Annotated in this window: 16 protein-coding genes and 1 pseudogene; 7 read left to right on the top strand and 10 right to left on the bottom strand. The window is 64.3% G+C overall.

Annotated features, from left to right (window positions below; translation table 11 throughout):
• Positions 1-104: 104 nt before the first annotated feature.
• The 3 genes from IVB07_RS04810 to IVB07_RS04800 form a co-directional block, all read right to left on the bottom strand.
• Entirely contained in the window at positions 105-608 is a 504-nt protein-coding gene (locus IVB07_RS04810; RefSeq protein WP_018453376.1) for a GFA family protein, read from the bottom strand.
• Between the two features lie 217 nt (positions 609-825).
• Positions 826-1,953 carry an alkene reductase gene (locus IVB07_RS04805; protein WP_026232520.1) on the bottom strand — a complete coding sequence of 376 codons (1,128 nt, stop codon included), beginning with the start codon at positions 1,951-1,953 and terminating at the stop codon, positions 826-828.
• A gap of 119 nt (positions 1,954-2,072) precedes the next feature.
• On the bottom strand, positions 2,073-3,569 hold the full coding sequence (locus IVB07_RS04800; RefSeq protein ID WP_247299325.1) for an aldehyde dehydrogenase family protein: 1,497 nt from the start codon (positions 3,567-3,569) through the stop codon (positions 2,073-2,075).
• Between the two features lie 194 nt (positions 3,570-3,763).
• Here IVB07_RS04800 and IVB07_RS04795 point away from each other — a divergent pair, with 194 nt between their 5' ends.
• Positions 3,764-4,609, top strand: coding sequence for an SDR family NAD(P)-dependent oxidoreductase (locus tag IVB07_RS04795; protein ID WP_018453373.1), 846 nt, complete (start codon positions 3,764-3,766; stop codon positions 4,607-4,609).
• A 164-nt stretch (positions 4,610-4,773) separates the two neighbouring features.
• Here IVB07_RS04795 and IVB07_RS04790 read toward each other — a convergent pair whose 3' ends face one another.
• The 6 genes from IVB07_RS04790 to IVB07_RS04765 all read right to left on the bottom strand — a co-directional run bounded on the left by IVB07_RS04790 (position 4,774) and on the right by IVB07_RS04765 (position 8,905).
• Entirely contained in the window at positions 4,774-4,980 is a 207-nt protein-coding gene (locus tag IVB07_RS04790; RefSeq protein WP_007615092.1) for a hypothetical protein, read from the bottom strand.
• A 71-nt stretch (positions 4,981-5,051) separates the two neighbouring features.
• Positions 5,052-5,465 carry a Rieske (2Fe-2S) protein gene (locus IVB07_RS04785; protein ID WP_018453372.1) on the bottom strand — a complete coding sequence of 138 codons (414 nt, stop codon included), beginning with the start codon at positions 5,463-5,465 and terminating at the stop codon, positions 5,052-5,054.
• Between the two features lie 14 nt (positions 5,466-5,479).
• Positions 5,480-6,592, bottom strand: coding sequence for an amidohydrolase family protein (locus IVB07_RS04780; RefSeq protein WP_085385450.1), 1,113 nt, complete (start codon positions 6,590-6,592; stop codon positions 5,480-5,482).
• A gap of 13 nt (positions 6,593-6,605) precedes the next feature.
• Positions 6,606-7,670 (bottom strand): amidohydrolase family protein, encoded by a 1,065-nt coding sequence (locus IVB07_RS04775; RefSeq protein ID WP_018453370.1) that lies wholly within the window; start codon positions 7,668-7,670, stop codon positions 6,606-6,608.
• Between the two features lie 224 nt (positions 7,671-7,894).
• On the bottom strand, positions 7,895-8,170 hold the full coding sequence (locus tag IVB07_RS04770) for a YiaA/YiaB family inner membrane protein (RefSeq protein ID WP_007615098.1): 276 nt from the start codon (positions 8,168-8,170) through the stop codon (positions 7,895-7,897).
• 39 nt (positions 8,171-8,209) lie between these two features.
• Positions 8,210-8,905 (bottom strand): PspA/IM30 family protein, encoded by a 696-nt coding sequence (locus IVB07_RS04765; protein ID WP_247767500.1) that lies wholly within the window; start codon positions 8,903-8,905, stop codon positions 8,210-8,212.
• A gap of 103 nt (positions 8,906-9,008) precedes the next feature.
• On the opposite strand from IVB07_RS04765, the gene IVB07_RS04760 reads away from it, so the two are divergent.
• From IVB07_RS04760 to IVB07_RS04750, 3 genes and pseudogenes are all read left to right on the top strand, one after another.
• Positions 9,009-9,617 (top strand): TetR/AcrR family transcriptional regulator, encoded by a 609-nt coding sequence (locus tag IVB07_RS04760; RefSeq protein WP_026232519.1) that lies wholly within the window; start codon positions 9,009-9,011, stop codon positions 9,615-9,617.
• A gap of 112 nt (positions 9,618-9,729) precedes the next feature.
• Positions 9,730-11,184 carry a dihydropyrimidinase gene (gene hydA / locus IVB07_RS04755; RefSeq protein WP_247767499.1) on the top strand — a complete coding sequence of 485 codons (1,455 nt, stop codon included), beginning with the start codon at positions 9,730-9,732 and terminating at the stop codon, positions 11,182-11,184.
• A gap of 10 nt (positions 11,185-11,194) precedes the next feature.
• A pseudogene (locus IVB07_RS04750) lies at positions 11,195-11,869 on the top strand (HAMP domain-containing sensor histidine kinase); the annotation flags it as partial.
• Here the strand turns inward: IVB07_RS04750 and IVB07_RS04745 are convergent.
• Positions 11,826-11,966, bottom strand: coding sequence for a hypothetical protein (locus IVB07_RS04745; RefSeq protein ID WP_007597071.1), 141 nt, complete (start codon positions 11,964-11,966; stop codon positions 11,826-11,828). The pseudogene IVB07_RS04750 and the gene IVB07_RS04745 sit on opposite strands and share 44 nt — an antisense overlap.
• Positions 11,967-12,045: 79 nt before the next feature.
• On the opposite strand from IVB07_RS04745, the gene IVB07_RS04740 reads away from it, so the two are divergent.
• The 3 genes from IVB07_RS04740 (at position 12,046) to IVB07_RS04730 (ending at position 14,404) form a co-directional block, all read left to right on the top strand.
• Positions 12,046-12,615 (top strand): alpha-ketoglutarate-dependent dioxygenase AlkB, encoded by a 570-nt coding sequence (locus tag IVB07_RS04740; RefSeq protein WP_018453365.1) that lies wholly within the window; start codon positions 12,046-12,048, stop codon positions 12,613-12,615.
• 230 nt (positions 12,616-12,845) lie between these two features.
• The gene (locus IVB07_RS04735; protein WP_247360932.1) at positions 12,846-13,340 is read left to right on the top strand and encodes a hypothetical protein; all 495 of its coding nucleotides are present in this window, start codon (positions 12,846-12,848) and stop codon (positions 13,338-13,340) included.
• 134 nt (positions 13,341-13,474) lie between these two features.
• The gene (locus IVB07_RS04730; protein ID WP_018453363.1) at positions 13,475-14,404 is read left to right on the top strand and encodes a carboxylesterase family protein; all 930 of its coding nucleotides are present in this window, start codon (positions 13,475-13,477) and stop codon (positions 14,402-14,404) included.
• Positions 14,405-14,424 lie beyond the last annotated feature (20 nt).

The raw sequence follows: 14,424 nt of genomic DNA, 5'->3' as shown, positions 1-14,424 counted from the left end.
TTTCCTCCAGAGGCGGACGTTGCCGCAAGGCAAAAAGCATGATGGCCGAAATCGCGGGAGGCGCGCAAGGAAGCGCGGTCATGGCTGCGTTGCGTGGGACAGCGCTACATCTCCTCGCGCCCCAACTCGAACGGATCCTCGCCGCTCGCCCGCTTCTTTTTTTTCGAGCGCTGCCAGACCACACCGGGAAAGCCTTTCAGCGGCACCAGCGGCTCGCCGGTATAGGTCCATTCCTGCAGCTCTTCGATCGCGATGTGATAGAGCGGCTGGCGGCCGGTGCGTTCCCTAAACAGCGCACGGGGGATGTTGACCATATGCGGCCCGCGCGGGCGCTCATATGCGATCGGCGTGCCGCAATGCGCGCAGAAGCTGCGCGCGGTCTTCGTTGCCTTGTCCTCGTAGCGCGTCAGCGCCGTCTTACCTGCGGTGATGCGAAACCGCTTCTTCCAGCTTCCGACATAGGTTGCATAGGCGGCGCCGTGGGCGCGACGGCTGGCGGCGGAGTGATCGTGCCAGGCCCAGCGTGCGGGAACGTCGATCTCGAAGGTAACCCTGCCGCAGAGGCACTGGCCGGTGGCTATACCTGCGGCGGCTGCGGCTTTGGCCATTGTCTCTCCTCTCGTCATTGCGAGCGCAGCGAAGCAATTCAGAGTCTTGCCGCCGAGGCAGTCTGGATTGCTTCGCTGCGCTCGCAATGACGGAGTTCGTGGTGTCAGTCGGGGCAACACAATAACTCTGTAGCCCGGATGAGCGAAGCGACATCCGGGAAGACCAGAGCTTGAGTGAACCCCGGATATCGCTTTGCTCATCCGGGCTACAGCAGTGTCAGACCGGCGTCAGTTCGTCGTACGCGGGATAATCCGTATAACCCTTCTCCTCGCCACCGTAAAACGTCGCACGGTTATACGGCGTGAGAGGGTAATCGTGCTGCAGGCGGAGCGGCAGATCGGGGTTGGAGATGAAGATGCGGCCGAAGGCGATGATGTCAGCATGCCCCTCCGCAATGGCGGCGTTCGCGGTCTCGCCGGTAAATCCGCCGGCGGTCATCAGCACGCCGCTGTAGAGCGGGCGGAACAGCAGCATCGCCGACGGCACGTTCTGCCAGTTGACTTCGGCGCGCCCCGAGCCGCTGGAGCGCGGTTCGATGAAATGCAGATAGGCAAGACCGAGCTTGTCGAGCGCGTTGACCACGTGCGTGTAGAGCGGCATCGGATCGGGCTCGCCGGAATCATTGGCGATGCCGTGGGGCGACAGCCGCACGCCGACGCGGCCCGCGCCCCAGACGTCGATCGCGGCCTCGGTCACTTCGAGCAGAAGCCGCGCGCGGTTCTCGATCGAACCGCCATATTGATCGGTGCGCTGGTTGCTGCGTGATTGCAGGAATTGCTCGAGCAGATAGCCGTTGGCGCCGTGGATCTCGACCCCGTCGAAGCCGGCGGCCAGCGCGTTCTTCGCACCCTGCCTGAAGGCCTCGACGATGCCCTTGACTTCATCCGTGTCCAGCGCGCGCGGCGTCTCATAGTTGGAGATCTTGCCGTCGGCAGTCATCGCCTTCATGCCTTCGGCCTTGATCGGGATCGCGGAGGCCGAGACCGGCAGCTCCCCGCCGTGGAAGGAGGAATGCGAGACGCGGCCGACGTGCCAGAGCTGGAGAAAGATGATGCCGCCCTTGGCGTGCACGGCGTCGACCACCTTGCGCCAGCCCGCGATCTGCGTCTCCGAATAGATGCCGGGCGTCGCTGGATTACCGCGGCCGTGCGAGAGCACGGGCGAGGCCTCGGCGATGAGCAGGCCGCCTTGGGTGGCGCGCTGGCCGTAATATTCGGCGTTGAGCGGCCGCGGCGAAAAGCTCTCGCGCTCGGCCCTCATGCGCGTCAACGGCGCCATCGCGACGCGATGCGCGAGCGTGTACGGACCGACCTGCAACGGTTGAAACAACGCCTCGAATTTCATGCTGGCCTCGAATGGCGAAGGAAGGATGCGCATCATATAGCGAGGGGCGGCTACCGAGAGAAGGCGCCGCCCCTGCAAAAGCAGATATTCCCTCCCGCGGAACGCGGGAAAGACCAGTGTTACGCCGTCTTGATCCACACCGCCTTCACGTTGAGATATTCCTCGACGTGCTGCTTGCCGGATTCGCGGCCGTAGCCGCTCATCTTGTAGCCGCCGAAGGGCACGGCCGGGTCCATCGCCTGGTAGCAGTTCACCCACACCGAACCGGCACGGAGCCTCTTCGCGACCGCATGCGCCTTGCTGACGTCCCGCGTCCACAGGCCCGAGCCGAGACCGAACGTGGTGGCGTTGGCGCGCTTGACCAGCTCGTCCATGTCCTTGAACGCGATCGCCGAAATGACGGGACCAAAGATCTCCTCCTGCGCGATGCGCATATTGTCCTGGACGCCCGCGAACACTGTCGGCGAGACGAAGAAGCCTTTTGCAAGCGCGCCTTCGGTGACGCGGCCACCGCCGGCAAGCGCCCGCGCGCCTTCCTTTTGGCCGATGTCGAGATAGCTGGTGACGCGCTCGAGCTGTTGCTCGGACACCAGCGGTCCGATCTGGGTGTTGGGATCGAGGCCGTTGCCGACCTGCAGTTTCTTGCCGAACTCGGCCACGCGGCCGACGAACTCCTCATAGATCGACTGCTCGACGAAAAGCCGGGTGCCGGCGCTGCAGATCTGTCCCGAATTGGCGAACACCGCCATCGCAGCGCCCGGCACGGCCGCATCGAGATCGGCATCCGCGAACACGATGTCCGGCGACTTGCCGCCGAGCTCGAGCGAGACGCGCTTGAGGTTGCCGGCCGAGGCGCGGATGATCGACTGGCCCGTGACATGCGAGCCGGTGAAGGCAACCTTGTCGACGTCGTGGTGTGCGGCAAGCGCCGCGCCCGCAGTCTCGCCATAGCCAGGCACGACGTTGATGACGCCGGGCGGAACGCCCGCTTCCATCGCCAGCTCGGCGATGCGCAGCGAGGTCAGCGGCGCTTCTTCGGCCGGTTTGAGCACGACGGTGCAGCCGGTCGCGATCGCCGGACCGATCTTCCAGATCGTCGCAGTCAGCGGACCATTCCAGGGAATGATGGCGCCGACGACGCCGATCGGCTCCTTCAGCGTGTAGGAGAAGATTTCGCCGGGCAGCGAGTTCTCGATGGTCTCGCCATGGATCGCGGTGGTCTGGCCGGCATAATAGCGCAGCATGCCGACGGCGCGCAGGCGATAGGCACGGGTACGGCTGAGCGGCGCGCCCATGTCGAGCGTGTCGAGCTGCGACAATTCGTCGAAATTCTTCTCGACGAGGTCGGCAAGCTTCAGGAGCAGATTCTGCCGCTCGAACGGCTTGACCTTGCTCCAGGGCCCTTCGAAGGCGCGGCGAGCGGCAGCAACTGCGCGATCGATATCTTCCTTGTCGCCCTCGGCCACTGTTGCGAGCAGTTCGCCGGTCGCGGGGTTGTGGGTCTCGAAGCGCTTGCCTGAGGCAGCATCGACCCACTTCCCGTCGATCAGCATCTGCTTGTAGGATCCGTTGGCGAATGGATGGCGCGTGATCGGAATAGCCTGCGACACAGCCATGGCTGAACTCCCTGTCAATGATTGATTGGTTCGATCTGGGTGGGATCGTTGATCGATAGAATACTGCGATGCCGGACAGGCGTAAAGTAGAGGCGTAGAGTCGGCGCGGAACGAACACCTCCCATGCCGACTTGTGCGGGGTCGCGCGAGTGCCATGTTATAGCACGACCGAGCCCCTCCCCGGAGACCGATCCATGCCACATCCCGCGATCATCAAAGACAATGTTGCCGTGATCACCGGTGGCGCGTCCGGCATCGGATTCGCCGCCGCCGCAGCCTTCGCGCGAAACGGCGTGAAGGTGTGTATCGCCGATGTGGATCAGGCGCGGCTGGCGGACGCCGCGACAAGACTCTCATCCCTCACGTCCGCCGCACATGTGATGACCTTCGCGATTGACGTCAGCAAGGCCGAGAGCGTGATGGAACTGGAGCGCGCCGTCCACGAGCGCTTCGGCGGCACCGACATCCTCATGAACAATGCGGGCATCCAGCCCGGCAGCACGCTGTTCGGCGAACCCAACAACTGGCAGCGCATCATCGGCGTCAACATGTGGGGCATCATCAACGGCTCGCGCACCTTCGCGCCCAACATGATCGCGCGCGGCAGCGCGGGGCTCATCATCAACACCGGGTCGAAGCAGGGCATCACCACCCCGCCCGGCGATCCCGCCTACAACGTCTCCAAGGCAGGCGTGAAAGCTTTTACGGAAGCGCTCCAGCACGAGCTGCGCAACACTGCGGGTTGCCGCATCACCGCGCATCTGCTGATTCCCGGCTTCGTCTTTACGGGCCTTACCGCGAAGGGCCGCACAGAGAAGCCGGCCGGCGCCTGGACGGCCGAGCAGACCGTGAATTTCATGTTGGCGCGGCTGGAGGCCGGGGATTTCTACATTCTGTGCCCGGACAACGATGTCCCGCGCGCGCTCGATGAAAAGCGCATGCTGTGGGCCGCCGGCGACATCGTGGAGAACCGCCCGCCGCTGTCACGCTGGCACCCGGACCATGCGGATGCATTCGCGAAGTTCGTGAAGGGGGATTAGGCGTTTTTCCTTCTCCCCTTGTGGGAGAAGGTGGCGCGAAGCGCCGGATGAGGGGTTGCATCCGCAAATTCAGGAGCAGTGTCTCTCGCAGAGAGAAACCCCTCGCCCGTCTCGCCGCTATGCGGCGAGCCACCCTCTCCCACAGGGGGAGAGGGCGAAGAAACCTACAGCGTCTCTTGCTGATGCCCGCAATTCTTGCAGGCGAACTTGATGCGGGTCTGGCCCTTTGGCGCCTGCACACGGTTCGGGGCGCCGCATTTACCACAGACGGCCTCGATGCGAGTATCGCCCTGCTTGACGACGACGGTTTTCTTTTCCATCGATTCGCGGATCAGGCGCTCGGCCTCCTCACGCAGTGATTGTTTCGACAAAGCTCGTCTCCGCCATAAATGCGGGCGAGGCTTATCCCACCTGCGGCGAAATCACAATCCGAAACGGCTGCTCAGACCTCGACAATCACGTAGCTGTCCTCGACATGCACCGGAAAGGTCTCGGCAACATACGGGCCTTTCTGGAGTTCCTCGCCTCGCTCCACCGCGACCGGATATGACTTAATCTTGACGCGCTTCGGGTCGAACCAGGATTGGCCGTTGCGCATGTCGAACTCCCAGCCATGCCAGGGACAGCGCAGCATCTCGCCGACGCGCGAGCGCTGATAGATGCCGGGCTCGGGCGAGGTCAGTCGCGCGACACAGGCCGCTTTCTCCAGCGGCGCGCCTTCGTGCGGGCAGCGGTTCAGCAAAGCGAAGAACTCGCCATTGACGTGGAACACGACAATGTCGCGGCCGGCGACATCGACGACCTTGTTGCCACCGGGTGGGATCTCCGAGGTGGACGCGACGATGTGACGGGCCATCCGTGCAGACCTTCTCAGAACTTGTAGACCGCGCGGGCATTGGTGCTGAAGATCTTCCTTCGCTCGGCCTCCGTCAGTGGCGTCTTGAACGCAAAGCGCGGATCGTCGAAATCCCAGTGCGGATAGTCCGACGAGAACAGGAGACGGTCGATGCCGACCCATTCGATCAACGAGCGCAGGTGCCGGGCTTCGTCAGGTTCGTCGATCGGTTGCGTCGTGAACCAGAAATGCTCGCGGACATATTCCGACGGCTTGCGCTTGAGATGCGGCACCTCGCTGCGAAACCGCTCAAAATGCTGGTCCATTCGCCACACCGCGGACGGGATCCAGCCGAAGCCGCCCTCGATAAAGACAAACTTCAATTTCGGAAAACGCTCCGGCACACCCTCGATCACGAGGCTGGCAAGCTGCGCCGCAATGGTGTGCGCGTTGGACTGGTGCTCCTCGACATAATAGGACGGCCAGCCGCCACCGGTCGGCGCATGCCCGCCATAGCCGCCGACATGGATGCCGAGCGGCAGGTCCAGTTCTTGGGCACGCTCGTAGATCGGCCAGTAGCGGCGGCGGCCCAACGGCTCGTTGGCGCGCGGCGAGACGTTGATCTGGACGTATTCGCCGATTTTCGCGCAGCGTTCGATCTCGGCAATGGCGAGATCGACGCCGTCCTGCCCGACCAGGATCGAAGCCTTCAGGCGCGGGTCGCGATGCGACCAGAACGCCAGTTGCCAGTCGTTGATGGCACGCTGGATCGCGGCGCCGAATTCGAGGTTCTGCTGCGAGAAGATGAAGAGATCGAGCACCTGCAAAATCCCGAACTCGACATCGAGCGGATCGAGATGCTGCTTCTGCATGAAGGCGAGATCCGAACCGGGCGGCCCGCCGGTCGGCGGCCAGGCATCGCGCCGCGCGATCAGCGGCGAAGAGCGCGGATAGGGCGTGGTGAACAGATAGGGCGTGCGCAAATGGCTGCCATATTCCTTCAGATGCTGCTGCCAGCGCTTTGGCAGAAACTCGTTGAGATCGTCGAACGAATGCAGGCTCGGATGAACGTCGCAATCGACGATGCGCAGCCGCGAAGCGGCAGGCTTTTCGTCTTCTCGTAGTGGGCGGTCGATGACGTCACTCATGCGAAACTCCGGTCTAGTTGGCGAGCGACAGCCGCGGAAACGTCTCCAGCGGGTTGTCGACGCACATCTTCGAGATGATGCTGTTCGGCAGGTCCGGCGGGATCGGATCGTCGCCGTCGAACTGCCAGTGCGGATAGTCGGACGCGAACAGGAACATCTTGTCCGAGCCGATCTGGTCGATGATCTCCTCGACGCTTTTGGCGTCGCCCGGCGCGTCGAACGGCTGCATTGTGACACGAAAACTGTCGCGGATGATCGCTGCCGGCTCGCGCTCGACCCAGGGCACCTCGACGCGCACGCCGCGCCAGGTCTTGTTGGCGCGCCACATGAAAGCCGGGAGCCAGCTCACGCCGGATTCCATCAGCACGACCTTGAGGTCCGGAAACTTGCCGAACACGCCCTCATAGATCAGGCTCAGGATCTGCGCCTGAAATGCCTGCGCCTCGACGAAGTAATATTCGTAGCGGTGCGACGGCCATCCGGCCGAGCTCGGCGCCTGCCGATATTGCGTGCCGGCGTGGATCGCGAGCGGCAGCTTGTACTTTTCCGCGAGCCGATAGACCGGCCAGAAATGCCGGCGTCCCAGCAGCGTCTCGCCCTGCGCCAGCACGAGGATCGACACGAAGCGGTGATCGCCGGCGCGGCGCTCGATCTCCTCGACCGCCAGATCCGGATCCTGCATCGGCACCACGATCGAGGCACGCAAGCGCGCATCGCGCGACAGCCACTCAGTCGCGATCCAGTCGTTGATCGCCCTGCAGAAGTCGGCCGCCATGTAGGGATCGAACACGGCCTGAGCGCCGTAGAGCACGTTGAGAATCGCGTGGCTGGCACCCAACTGCTCGAATGCGCCCTTCTGTACCATCGCAAGATCGGAACCAGGCTTTGCGCCGTTCGCCGGACGCCAGTCGGCGCGGCCCGCCAGCGGCATGCTGGGCGGATAGGAGGTGAGATCGAGCCCGTCGATGGCGCGGCTCACGACCTGCTCTTTCCAGTGATCGCTGAGATACGGCAGCAGCGTCGTGCGCGTGCCACCAACCGCCGGGTGGATGTCGCAGTCGATCCGCGTCACCGCCATGAAGTTCCTCGCCGAGATCTTGTAAGCACATCTTTTTGGCGGCATTCTTTGTGTGCCGCTCGTGCAGAGTGCTCCGGCCGCTGCCGGTGCGCAAGAGCGCACGCCCGCGCGATCCGTCATGGCTCGGTTGCATTTCGCTGGCGCGATAAGGTTTGACGGAATGCATCCGGCGCGAAGCAGCGGAACAAATTGCTCCGCTGCTTCCTTGCGTATTGTCATGCCTCTCAGGCCGCCTTGGAGACTTCCATCAGCAGACGTTCCGCCTTGGCATCCTCGATGCGGTTCACCATCCGGCTACTTTCATGGTTGTCCCGGACCGTCTTGGTCAGGGTGATGCAAGTCTGGATCAACATGACGATGCCCATGGTGAGATAACCCTTCATCCAGAGGTCGATCGGCAGGAAGAAGATGCCGATGGCGATGAGGAAGGCGGAGGCTGCGAAGGACACGTAAGTGAAAGTCACCCAGGCGCCGCTGTGGGGCTGGCCATTCTGGTTCATGATGGTCTCCTGTTGGTTCGAATGATGATGGGTTTGGGATCAGACCGTCGGCGTGCGCTTGGACTTCAACCGTGCCAGCACGTCGTCCGCGGTCGTCTTGAGCCTGGGGCCAAAACCCTGCTCGGCGAGTTTTTCGGCGGTGGCGAGCGGACCGGTGGCCGCATCGAGCTCGACCAGCGCGTCGTCGGCGGCCTGGGCTTCCATCTGCCGCTCACGAAGACGCCTCAAAGTGCTCTCCGCCTCCGGCAGCGTGGATTCGTAGGGGCGTGCCGCCTCGATGCCGCTGCGGCGAAGCGAGCGCACCGCTTTCGAGGCACGGGCGACGCGGCGGCCGCGGTCGAGCTCGGTGATGCGGGCCTGCGCGCTTGCGACGTGCCGCTTCAGCCGCGCGATTTCGGTTGCGAACAGTGCGCGGGCCGTCAGCGCCGCATCGCGATCGGCCTCCAGGCCCGCGATGGCTTCGGCAGCATCGTTGGCGAGATCCTCGCGGTCCCCGTCGAGCGCCGCGACCGCGCGCATCTCGAGATCAGCGATGCGGGCGACGGTCGCCTCGAGCTTGCGAGCTTCCTGCTGGTCCTGCGCAATCGCCAGCGCAAGGGTCCGTTTGCCGCGCTCGACGGCCGCGGCCGCGTCGCGCATCTGTTGATCGAGGATCAGAAGGGCCGTCCGGTCTTCCAGCTCCTCGCTGGCGGCGGCCACGCTGCCGCGGAAAAGTGTCACTACGGTCTTGAACATCTGAAGCTCCCTGTTATGAGCGTTGCTCACGGATGGTTTGTAGCAAGAAACTTGAACATCGTTCAAGGAATATTTGAGCGACGCTCAAGAATTTGGTTTGCAGATGACTAAGCCATTGGAACGCCGAGAGAAACTTCGATCCGATTTGATCCTGGCGGCGGAACGAATGATCGCCGACAGGGGATTGGCGGGTTTAAAGACCCGCGATCTCGCCCGCGAGATCGGCTGCGCCAACGGCGCGGTCTACAATCTCGTCGCCGATGTCGATGAACTGATCCTGCGCGTGGGCTCGCGCACTTTGCTTCGGCTCGACCGGGCCCTGAGCGCGGCGGAAAGCGCGCGCGAGCCGTCGCCGCAGGAGACCCTGGTCCGCATTGCTCTCGCCTATTGCGATTTCGCCGCGGAGAATCTCGAACTGTGGCGCGCTCTGTTCGAGCACCGCATGGCAGCCGACAAGCCCCTCCCCGACTGGTCCATCGACGACCAGCTGCAGCTGTTTCGCCACGTCTACCAGCCGCTGGCCGCGCTATTTCCAAAACGCAGTCGGGAGGAGCTCGGCATCACCGCGCGCAGCCTGTTCTCGGCGGTGCATGGCATGGTGGCGCTGGGACTGGAGCAGAAACTGGTCGCGGTGCCGCTGCCGGCGCTCCGGAAGGAAATCGCGGGCCTGGTGCGCGCGATGATTGACGGGCTGATCGCGCGGGCGGCGTAGGGGCCGAGAGAGCACGGCTCAACTGTCGGCGTGCCTGACTAAAATTTCACCTGTCGCGTCGTGTGCCGCGCGCTTAGCTTCGCGAGGTCCACTTTCCTCTCCGGAGCATCCAATGCCCCTCCTCATCCGCGGCGGCACCGTCGTCAATCATGATCATTCGCGCCGCGCGGACGTGCTGATCGACGGCGAGACCATCGTCGCGGTCGGGCAATCGCTCGATGCGCCGACGGGGTGCGAGGTCATCGATGCCGGCGGCGCCTACGTCATCCCGGGCGGCATCGATCCGCACACTCATCTCGAAATGCCGTTCATGGGCACTGTCACCGCCGACGATTTCGAATCGGGGACCAAGGCGGCGCTGGCCGGCGGCACCACCATGGTGGTGGATTTCTGCCTGCCCGATCCAGGCCAGCCGATGCTCGCGGCCTATCAGGAGTGGCGACACAAATCCGAGAAGGCGGCCTCCGACTACGGCTTCCACATGGCGGTAACGTCGTGGTCGAAGCAGATCCATGACGAGATGGAGACCGTGGTCAAAACCTACGGCATCAACACCTTCAAGCACTTCATGGCCTACAAGGGCGCGCTCATGGTGAACGACGACGAGCTCTACAACTCGTTCGCCCGCTGCGCCCATCTCGGCGCCATGCCTGTCGTGCATGCGGAGAACGGCGACGTCGTCGCCCTGATGCAGGAGGCGCTGATCGCGGGCGGCGTCACCGGGCCCGAGGGACACGCTTATTCACGGCCGCCGGAGGTCGAGGGCGAAGCCACCAACCGCGCCATCATGATCGCCGACATGACGGGGACGCCGGTCTATATCGTGCACACGAGCTGCCGCGAAGCGCATGAGGCGATCGCGCGCGCACGTGCGGCGGGCAAGCGCGTCTATGGCGAGCCGTTGATCCAGCACTTGTTGCTGGACGCCGGTGAATATCAGAACAAGGACTGGGATCATGCCGCGCAGCGCGTGATGTCGCCGCCGTTCCGCGACAGGTCGCATCAGGATAGTCTTTGGGCCGGTCTGCAAGCCGGCTCGCTGCAGGTGGTCGCGACCGACCACTGCGCCTTCACCACCGAGCAGAAGCGGTTCGGGTTCGGCGATTTCAGAAAGATCCCGAACGGCACCGGCGGCCTCGAAGATCGCCTCGCCCTGCTGTGGACCGCGGGCGTCGCCACGGGACGGTTGACGAAGGAAGAATTCGTCGCAGTCACCTCGGCGAATATCGCCCGCATCCTCAACATCTATCCGCGCAAGGGCGCGGTCGCCGTCGGCTCGGATGCAGATATCGTGGTTTGGGATCCCAAGGCGAGCAAGACCATCAGCGCGAAGCGGCAGATGAGCCGGATCGATTACAACGTGTTCGAGGGGTTTTCCTGCACCGGCGGACCGGCGGCGACGCTGTCGCGCGGCCGAATCGTCCGGAAAGACGGCGATCTGCGCGCCGAGGCCGGCGACGGCCGTTATGTCGAGCGCCCGGCGTTCTCGCCCGTGCATGTCGCCAATTCGACGTGGAAGGAGCTGACCGCCCCACGCGCCGTGCCCCGCGGAGCGGTGACGCCGTAGAATTGATGGCCGCGGCCTCGGCGTCCACGTGTTTTCGGCAATGCCTGTCATCGTCAACAACCACGTCGCGGGGGTGATCTACACGACGCGGACGCTTCAGGGCAAAGCGGGCAGCCTGACGCCGGCCGAGCAGGAGACGTTCATCGCCAACATCCTGTCCGACACAAAGCGGCTGGAAGCGATGGCGCAGCGGCTGCGCGAACTCGCGCGTGCCGAAAGCCTGCCGCAAAACGAGCGCACGGAATTGGCGCCGGTGATTGCCGACCTCAGGAGCCGATTTCCGGCGAGCTCGATAGAGGCCAGCGGCAGCCTCGACCTGATGATCGGCATGTCGGCCGAGAAGGCGCTCATCGTGCTGTCGCATCTCGCCGATAATGCGATGCGACACAAGGCTGGGACAATCAGGCTGAAAGCGATCGACGAGCGTACGACCCTGCGTGTGACGGTAAGCAATGACGGCGAGCCGATCTCGACGCCGAACCGCGACAGGATCTTCGACGCGTTCTTCACCACGCGCCGCGACCAGGGCGGCACCGGGATGGGGCTGGCGATCGCGCGCGCGGTGATGGCGAGCCATGGCGGCTCGATCAGGCTCACGCCGACCGATCAGGGCGCGGCGTTCGAGCTGCAGTTTCCAATGGCTAGATCGCGAACACCCAGGCGGCGACGATGGTGCCGATGGTGACCAGACCGGCGATGGTCCAGCCGGCTGCGTATTCCAGCTCAGGATGACCGGTCGCCCGCATGATCTCTGCCGGATCGGCGGTATGCTTCTCTGCCATGACAGCCTCGCATGTTACTTTCCGCGTCATATGTAAGTCGCATCAGCCACCATTAGGTTCCATCACGGAAATGCGAGGAATGACGCAGCTTGGCTTGTTCGACGATCCGCACGCAGGGCCCGCCGGCCTTCGCTATGCCGATGACTTCGTCGAGACCGCCGTCGAGCAGGCGCTCATCGGCCGCATCGCAGCATTGCCGCTCCAGCGCTTCCAGTTCGGCGCCTTCGAGGGCAACCGCCGGGTGGCGTCCTTCGGCTATCGCTATGACTATTCGCTGCAGCGGCTGGCCGAGGCCGAGCCGATCCCGGACTGGGTCCTGCCCGTCGCGCGGCAGGTCGAGGCATGGGCTGGGCTTGCCGGCGGCAGCGTGCGGCAGGTGCTCTGCACCGAATACGAGGCCGGCGTCGGCATCGGCTGGCATCGCGACAAGCCGCATTTCGACAAAATCCTCGGCATGTCGCTGGGCTCGTCCTGCAAATTCCGTTTCCGCCGCCGTAGCGGCGACAAATGGGAGCGCCACACGCTCGAAGCCCGGCCGCGCTCGCTTTACATGATGGACGGCGAGGCGCGGTCGCAATGGGAGCACAGCATCCCGCCGGTCGAGGCGCGCCGCTATTCCATCACCTTCCGGACGATGAAGCAGGCCTGACAGGTCGGCCAAACAAAAAAACGCGAAAACAACCCCATGCACAGTAGAACGGCCGTCTCGGCGCGGGGCTCGGCCCCGCGGCGTAACCGTTTGACACCTCGGAGCAAAACAGCCGTAGCGCGCGAAGGCGCGAGGCGAGGCGAACTTGCCTTCCAATTCGGATTTACATGCTAATCTGGTTCCGCGCGCTTCTCGGAGGGAAGCCGCGATTGCAGGTCCAGGGAGGGAAGATGAAAGCCGGTCGATTGATCTTCGCCTGCACCCTCGTCCTCGCAGCCGCCTCCGGCGTCGCGGGAGCCTCCGACGCGACGCCCGCAAAAGTCTCGGGCGCGACGGCGCTGGCGCTCGCGGGGGTGATCGCGCCGCTGTCGTCGGTCCTGTCTGGCGCCGAGAAGAAGGCAATGGCGATGCTGTTCGCCGCCAACAGCGACATTCCCTACAAGAAGCCGATCATGGTGACCGCCGATCGAATCGTCTGTCGCGCCGGCAATGTCGACATCACCGTCCGGAACTGCGAGGTCACCTTCGGCAAGAAGACCCGGACGGTGAATGGCTCCACGGCCAACGAGATCTTCGCCACCGAAGCTCTGGCCGGCATTCCGGCCGACGGCGCCGCAGAATCGAATTTCGAGAGCCTGACCAAGCTGAGCTGCACGATCGACCCCAATGCCATCCGCCGGAAGGACGGCAGCGGGGCGGATTGCACGTTCCAGCCGGGGAATTGAACCACGCGTGGAGGACGAGCCGAGAGAACCATGGGTGCCGCGAAATCGCCTCATGACCAACTAACTAATAAGGCGAATTGAAAAGACGGGCCAAACGCGCGAGCCCATATCGGGCACGCAGGGCCACCACCGACATGAAGAATTTTCTCGCATTTTTTCTGATTCTGGGCCTGACGGCAGCCTCCGCGCACGGCCCCTTGCCGCCGCGGCCGGCTGCGCCGTCCGATCTTGTCCAGGTCGGCCTCACAGATAGCGACACCACCGCAGGCGGCACCGCGCGGCTATGCGAGCAGGTCACCTTCTCGCGCGGCCTGCGCTACGGCGAGAGCGAAGCCAATGTGCTCGATGTCGCCACCGCCACGACCAAGGCGGATACGCCGCGGCCGGTGCTGCTGTTCGTGACCGGCGACACCTTCACTGGCGACCGCGCCGCGCCGGAGCTGTCGCGCCAGATCCAGGACCAGGCCATGTGCTTTGCCGCGCGCAACGACATGATCGGCGTGCGCGTCAACTACCGGCTGGCGCCCTCGGCGACGTGGCCGGCGGGTGCGAGCGACGTGGCGGCGGCGCTGTCCTGGGTCTACGGCAATATCGACCTATTCAACGGCGATGCCCGCGAGATCGTCGCAGTCGGCTACGGCGCCGGCGCCTTCCACGTCGCCACCCTGCTGGCCCATCCCGAACTCCAGACCGACCGCGCCGATGTCGCGGCGGTCGTGCTGGTGTCCGGGATCTACCGCGCCGGCAAGGACGCCAGCGACAGCGAGAAGGCCTATCTCGGCAGGGACGCCAGCCAGTACAACAAGCGCTCGGTCTTCCCCGGCATCCTCAATGTGGACGTCCCGATCGTGCTGGCCTGGGCCGCGGATGATTCCGCCGGCATCACGGCGCAGGGCGAAACCCTGAAGAAGACGCTCTGCGGCGCCGGCCATTGTCCGCGTAGCGCGCTGCTGCGCAGCCGCGACGGCATCGCGAGCGCCTTCGGCCTCGACGGCTCCGGCGACAGCCTCGCCGAGCCGACACTGCTGCTGGTGCATCAGCTCGAGGCGCGCGGTCTGCCGTAGCGGCGTGTTGCCGGCAGCGC

Origin of the sequence: Bradyrhizobium sp. 172 (genome assembly GCF_023101065.1) — a bacterium.
GTDB lineage: Bacteria > Pseudomonadota > Alphaproteobacteria > Rhizobiales > Xanthobacteraceae > Bradyrhizobium > Bradyrhizobium canariense_D.
Note: the sequence above shows the minus strand (reverse complement) of the source record. Positions and strands in the feature narration are given on the sequence as shown.

Bases quoted from the DNA above. Each gene is read 5' to 3' on its own strand.
- IVB07_RS04810 (WP_018453376.1), bottom strand. From the start codon at position 608: ATGGCCAAAGCCGCAGCCGCCGCAGGTATAGCCACCGGCCAGTGCCTC.
- IVB07_RS04805 (WP_026232520.1), bottom strand. From the start codon at position 1,953: ATGAAATTCGAGGCGTTGTTTCAACCGTTGCAGGTCGGTCCGTACACG.
- IVB07_RS04800 (WP_247299325.1), bottom strand. From the start codon at position 3,569: ATGGCTGTGTCGCAGGCTATTCCGATCACGCGCCATCCATTCGCCAAC.
- IVB07_RS04795 (WP_018453373.1), top strand. From the start codon at position 3,764: ATGCCACATCCCGCGATCATCAAAGACAATGTTGCCGTGATCACCGGT.
- IVB07_RS04785 (WP_018453372.1), bottom strand. From the start codon at position 5,465: ATGGCCCGTCACATCGTCGCGTCCACCTCGGAGATCCCACCCGGTGGC.
- IVB07_RS04780 (WP_085385450.1), bottom strand. From the start codon at position 6,592: ATGAGTGACGTCATCGACCGCCCACTACGAGAAGACGAAAAGCCTGCC.
- IVB07_RS04775 (WP_018453370.1), bottom strand. From the start codon at position 7,670: ATGGCGGTGACGCGGATCGACTGCGACATCCACCCGGCGGTTGGTGGC.
- IVB07_RS04770 (WP_007615098.1), bottom strand. From the start codon at position 8,170: ATGAACCAGAATGGCCAGCCCCACAGCGGCGCCTGGGTGACTTTCACT.
- IVB07_RS04765 (WP_247767500.1), bottom strand. From the start codon at position 8,905: ATGTTCAAGACCGTAGTGACACTTTTCCGCGGCAGCGTGGCCGCCGCC.
- IVB07_RS04760 (WP_026232519.1), top strand. From the start codon at position 9,009: ATGACTAAGCCATTGGAACGCCGAGAGAAACTTCGATCCGATTTGATC.
- hydA (WP_247767499.1), top strand. From the start codon at position 9,730: ATGCCCCTCCTCATCCGCGGCGGCACCGTCGTCAATCATGATCATTCG.
- IVB07_RS04745 (WP_007597071.1), bottom strand. From the start codon at position 11,966: ATGGCAGAGAAGCATACCGCCGATCCGGCAGAGATCATGCGGGCGACC.
- IVB07_RS04740 (WP_018453365.1), top strand. From the start codon at position 12,046: ATGACGCAGCTTGGCTTGTTCGACGATCCGCACGCAGGGCCCGCCGGC.
- IVB07_RS04735 (WP_247360932.1), top strand. From the start codon at position 12,846: ATGAAAGCCGGTCGATTGATCTTCGCCTGCACCCTCGTCCTCGCAGCC.
- IVB07_RS04730 (WP_018453363.1), top strand. From the start codon at position 13,475: ATGAAGAATTTTCTCGCATTTTTTCTGATTCTGGGCCTGACGGCAGCC.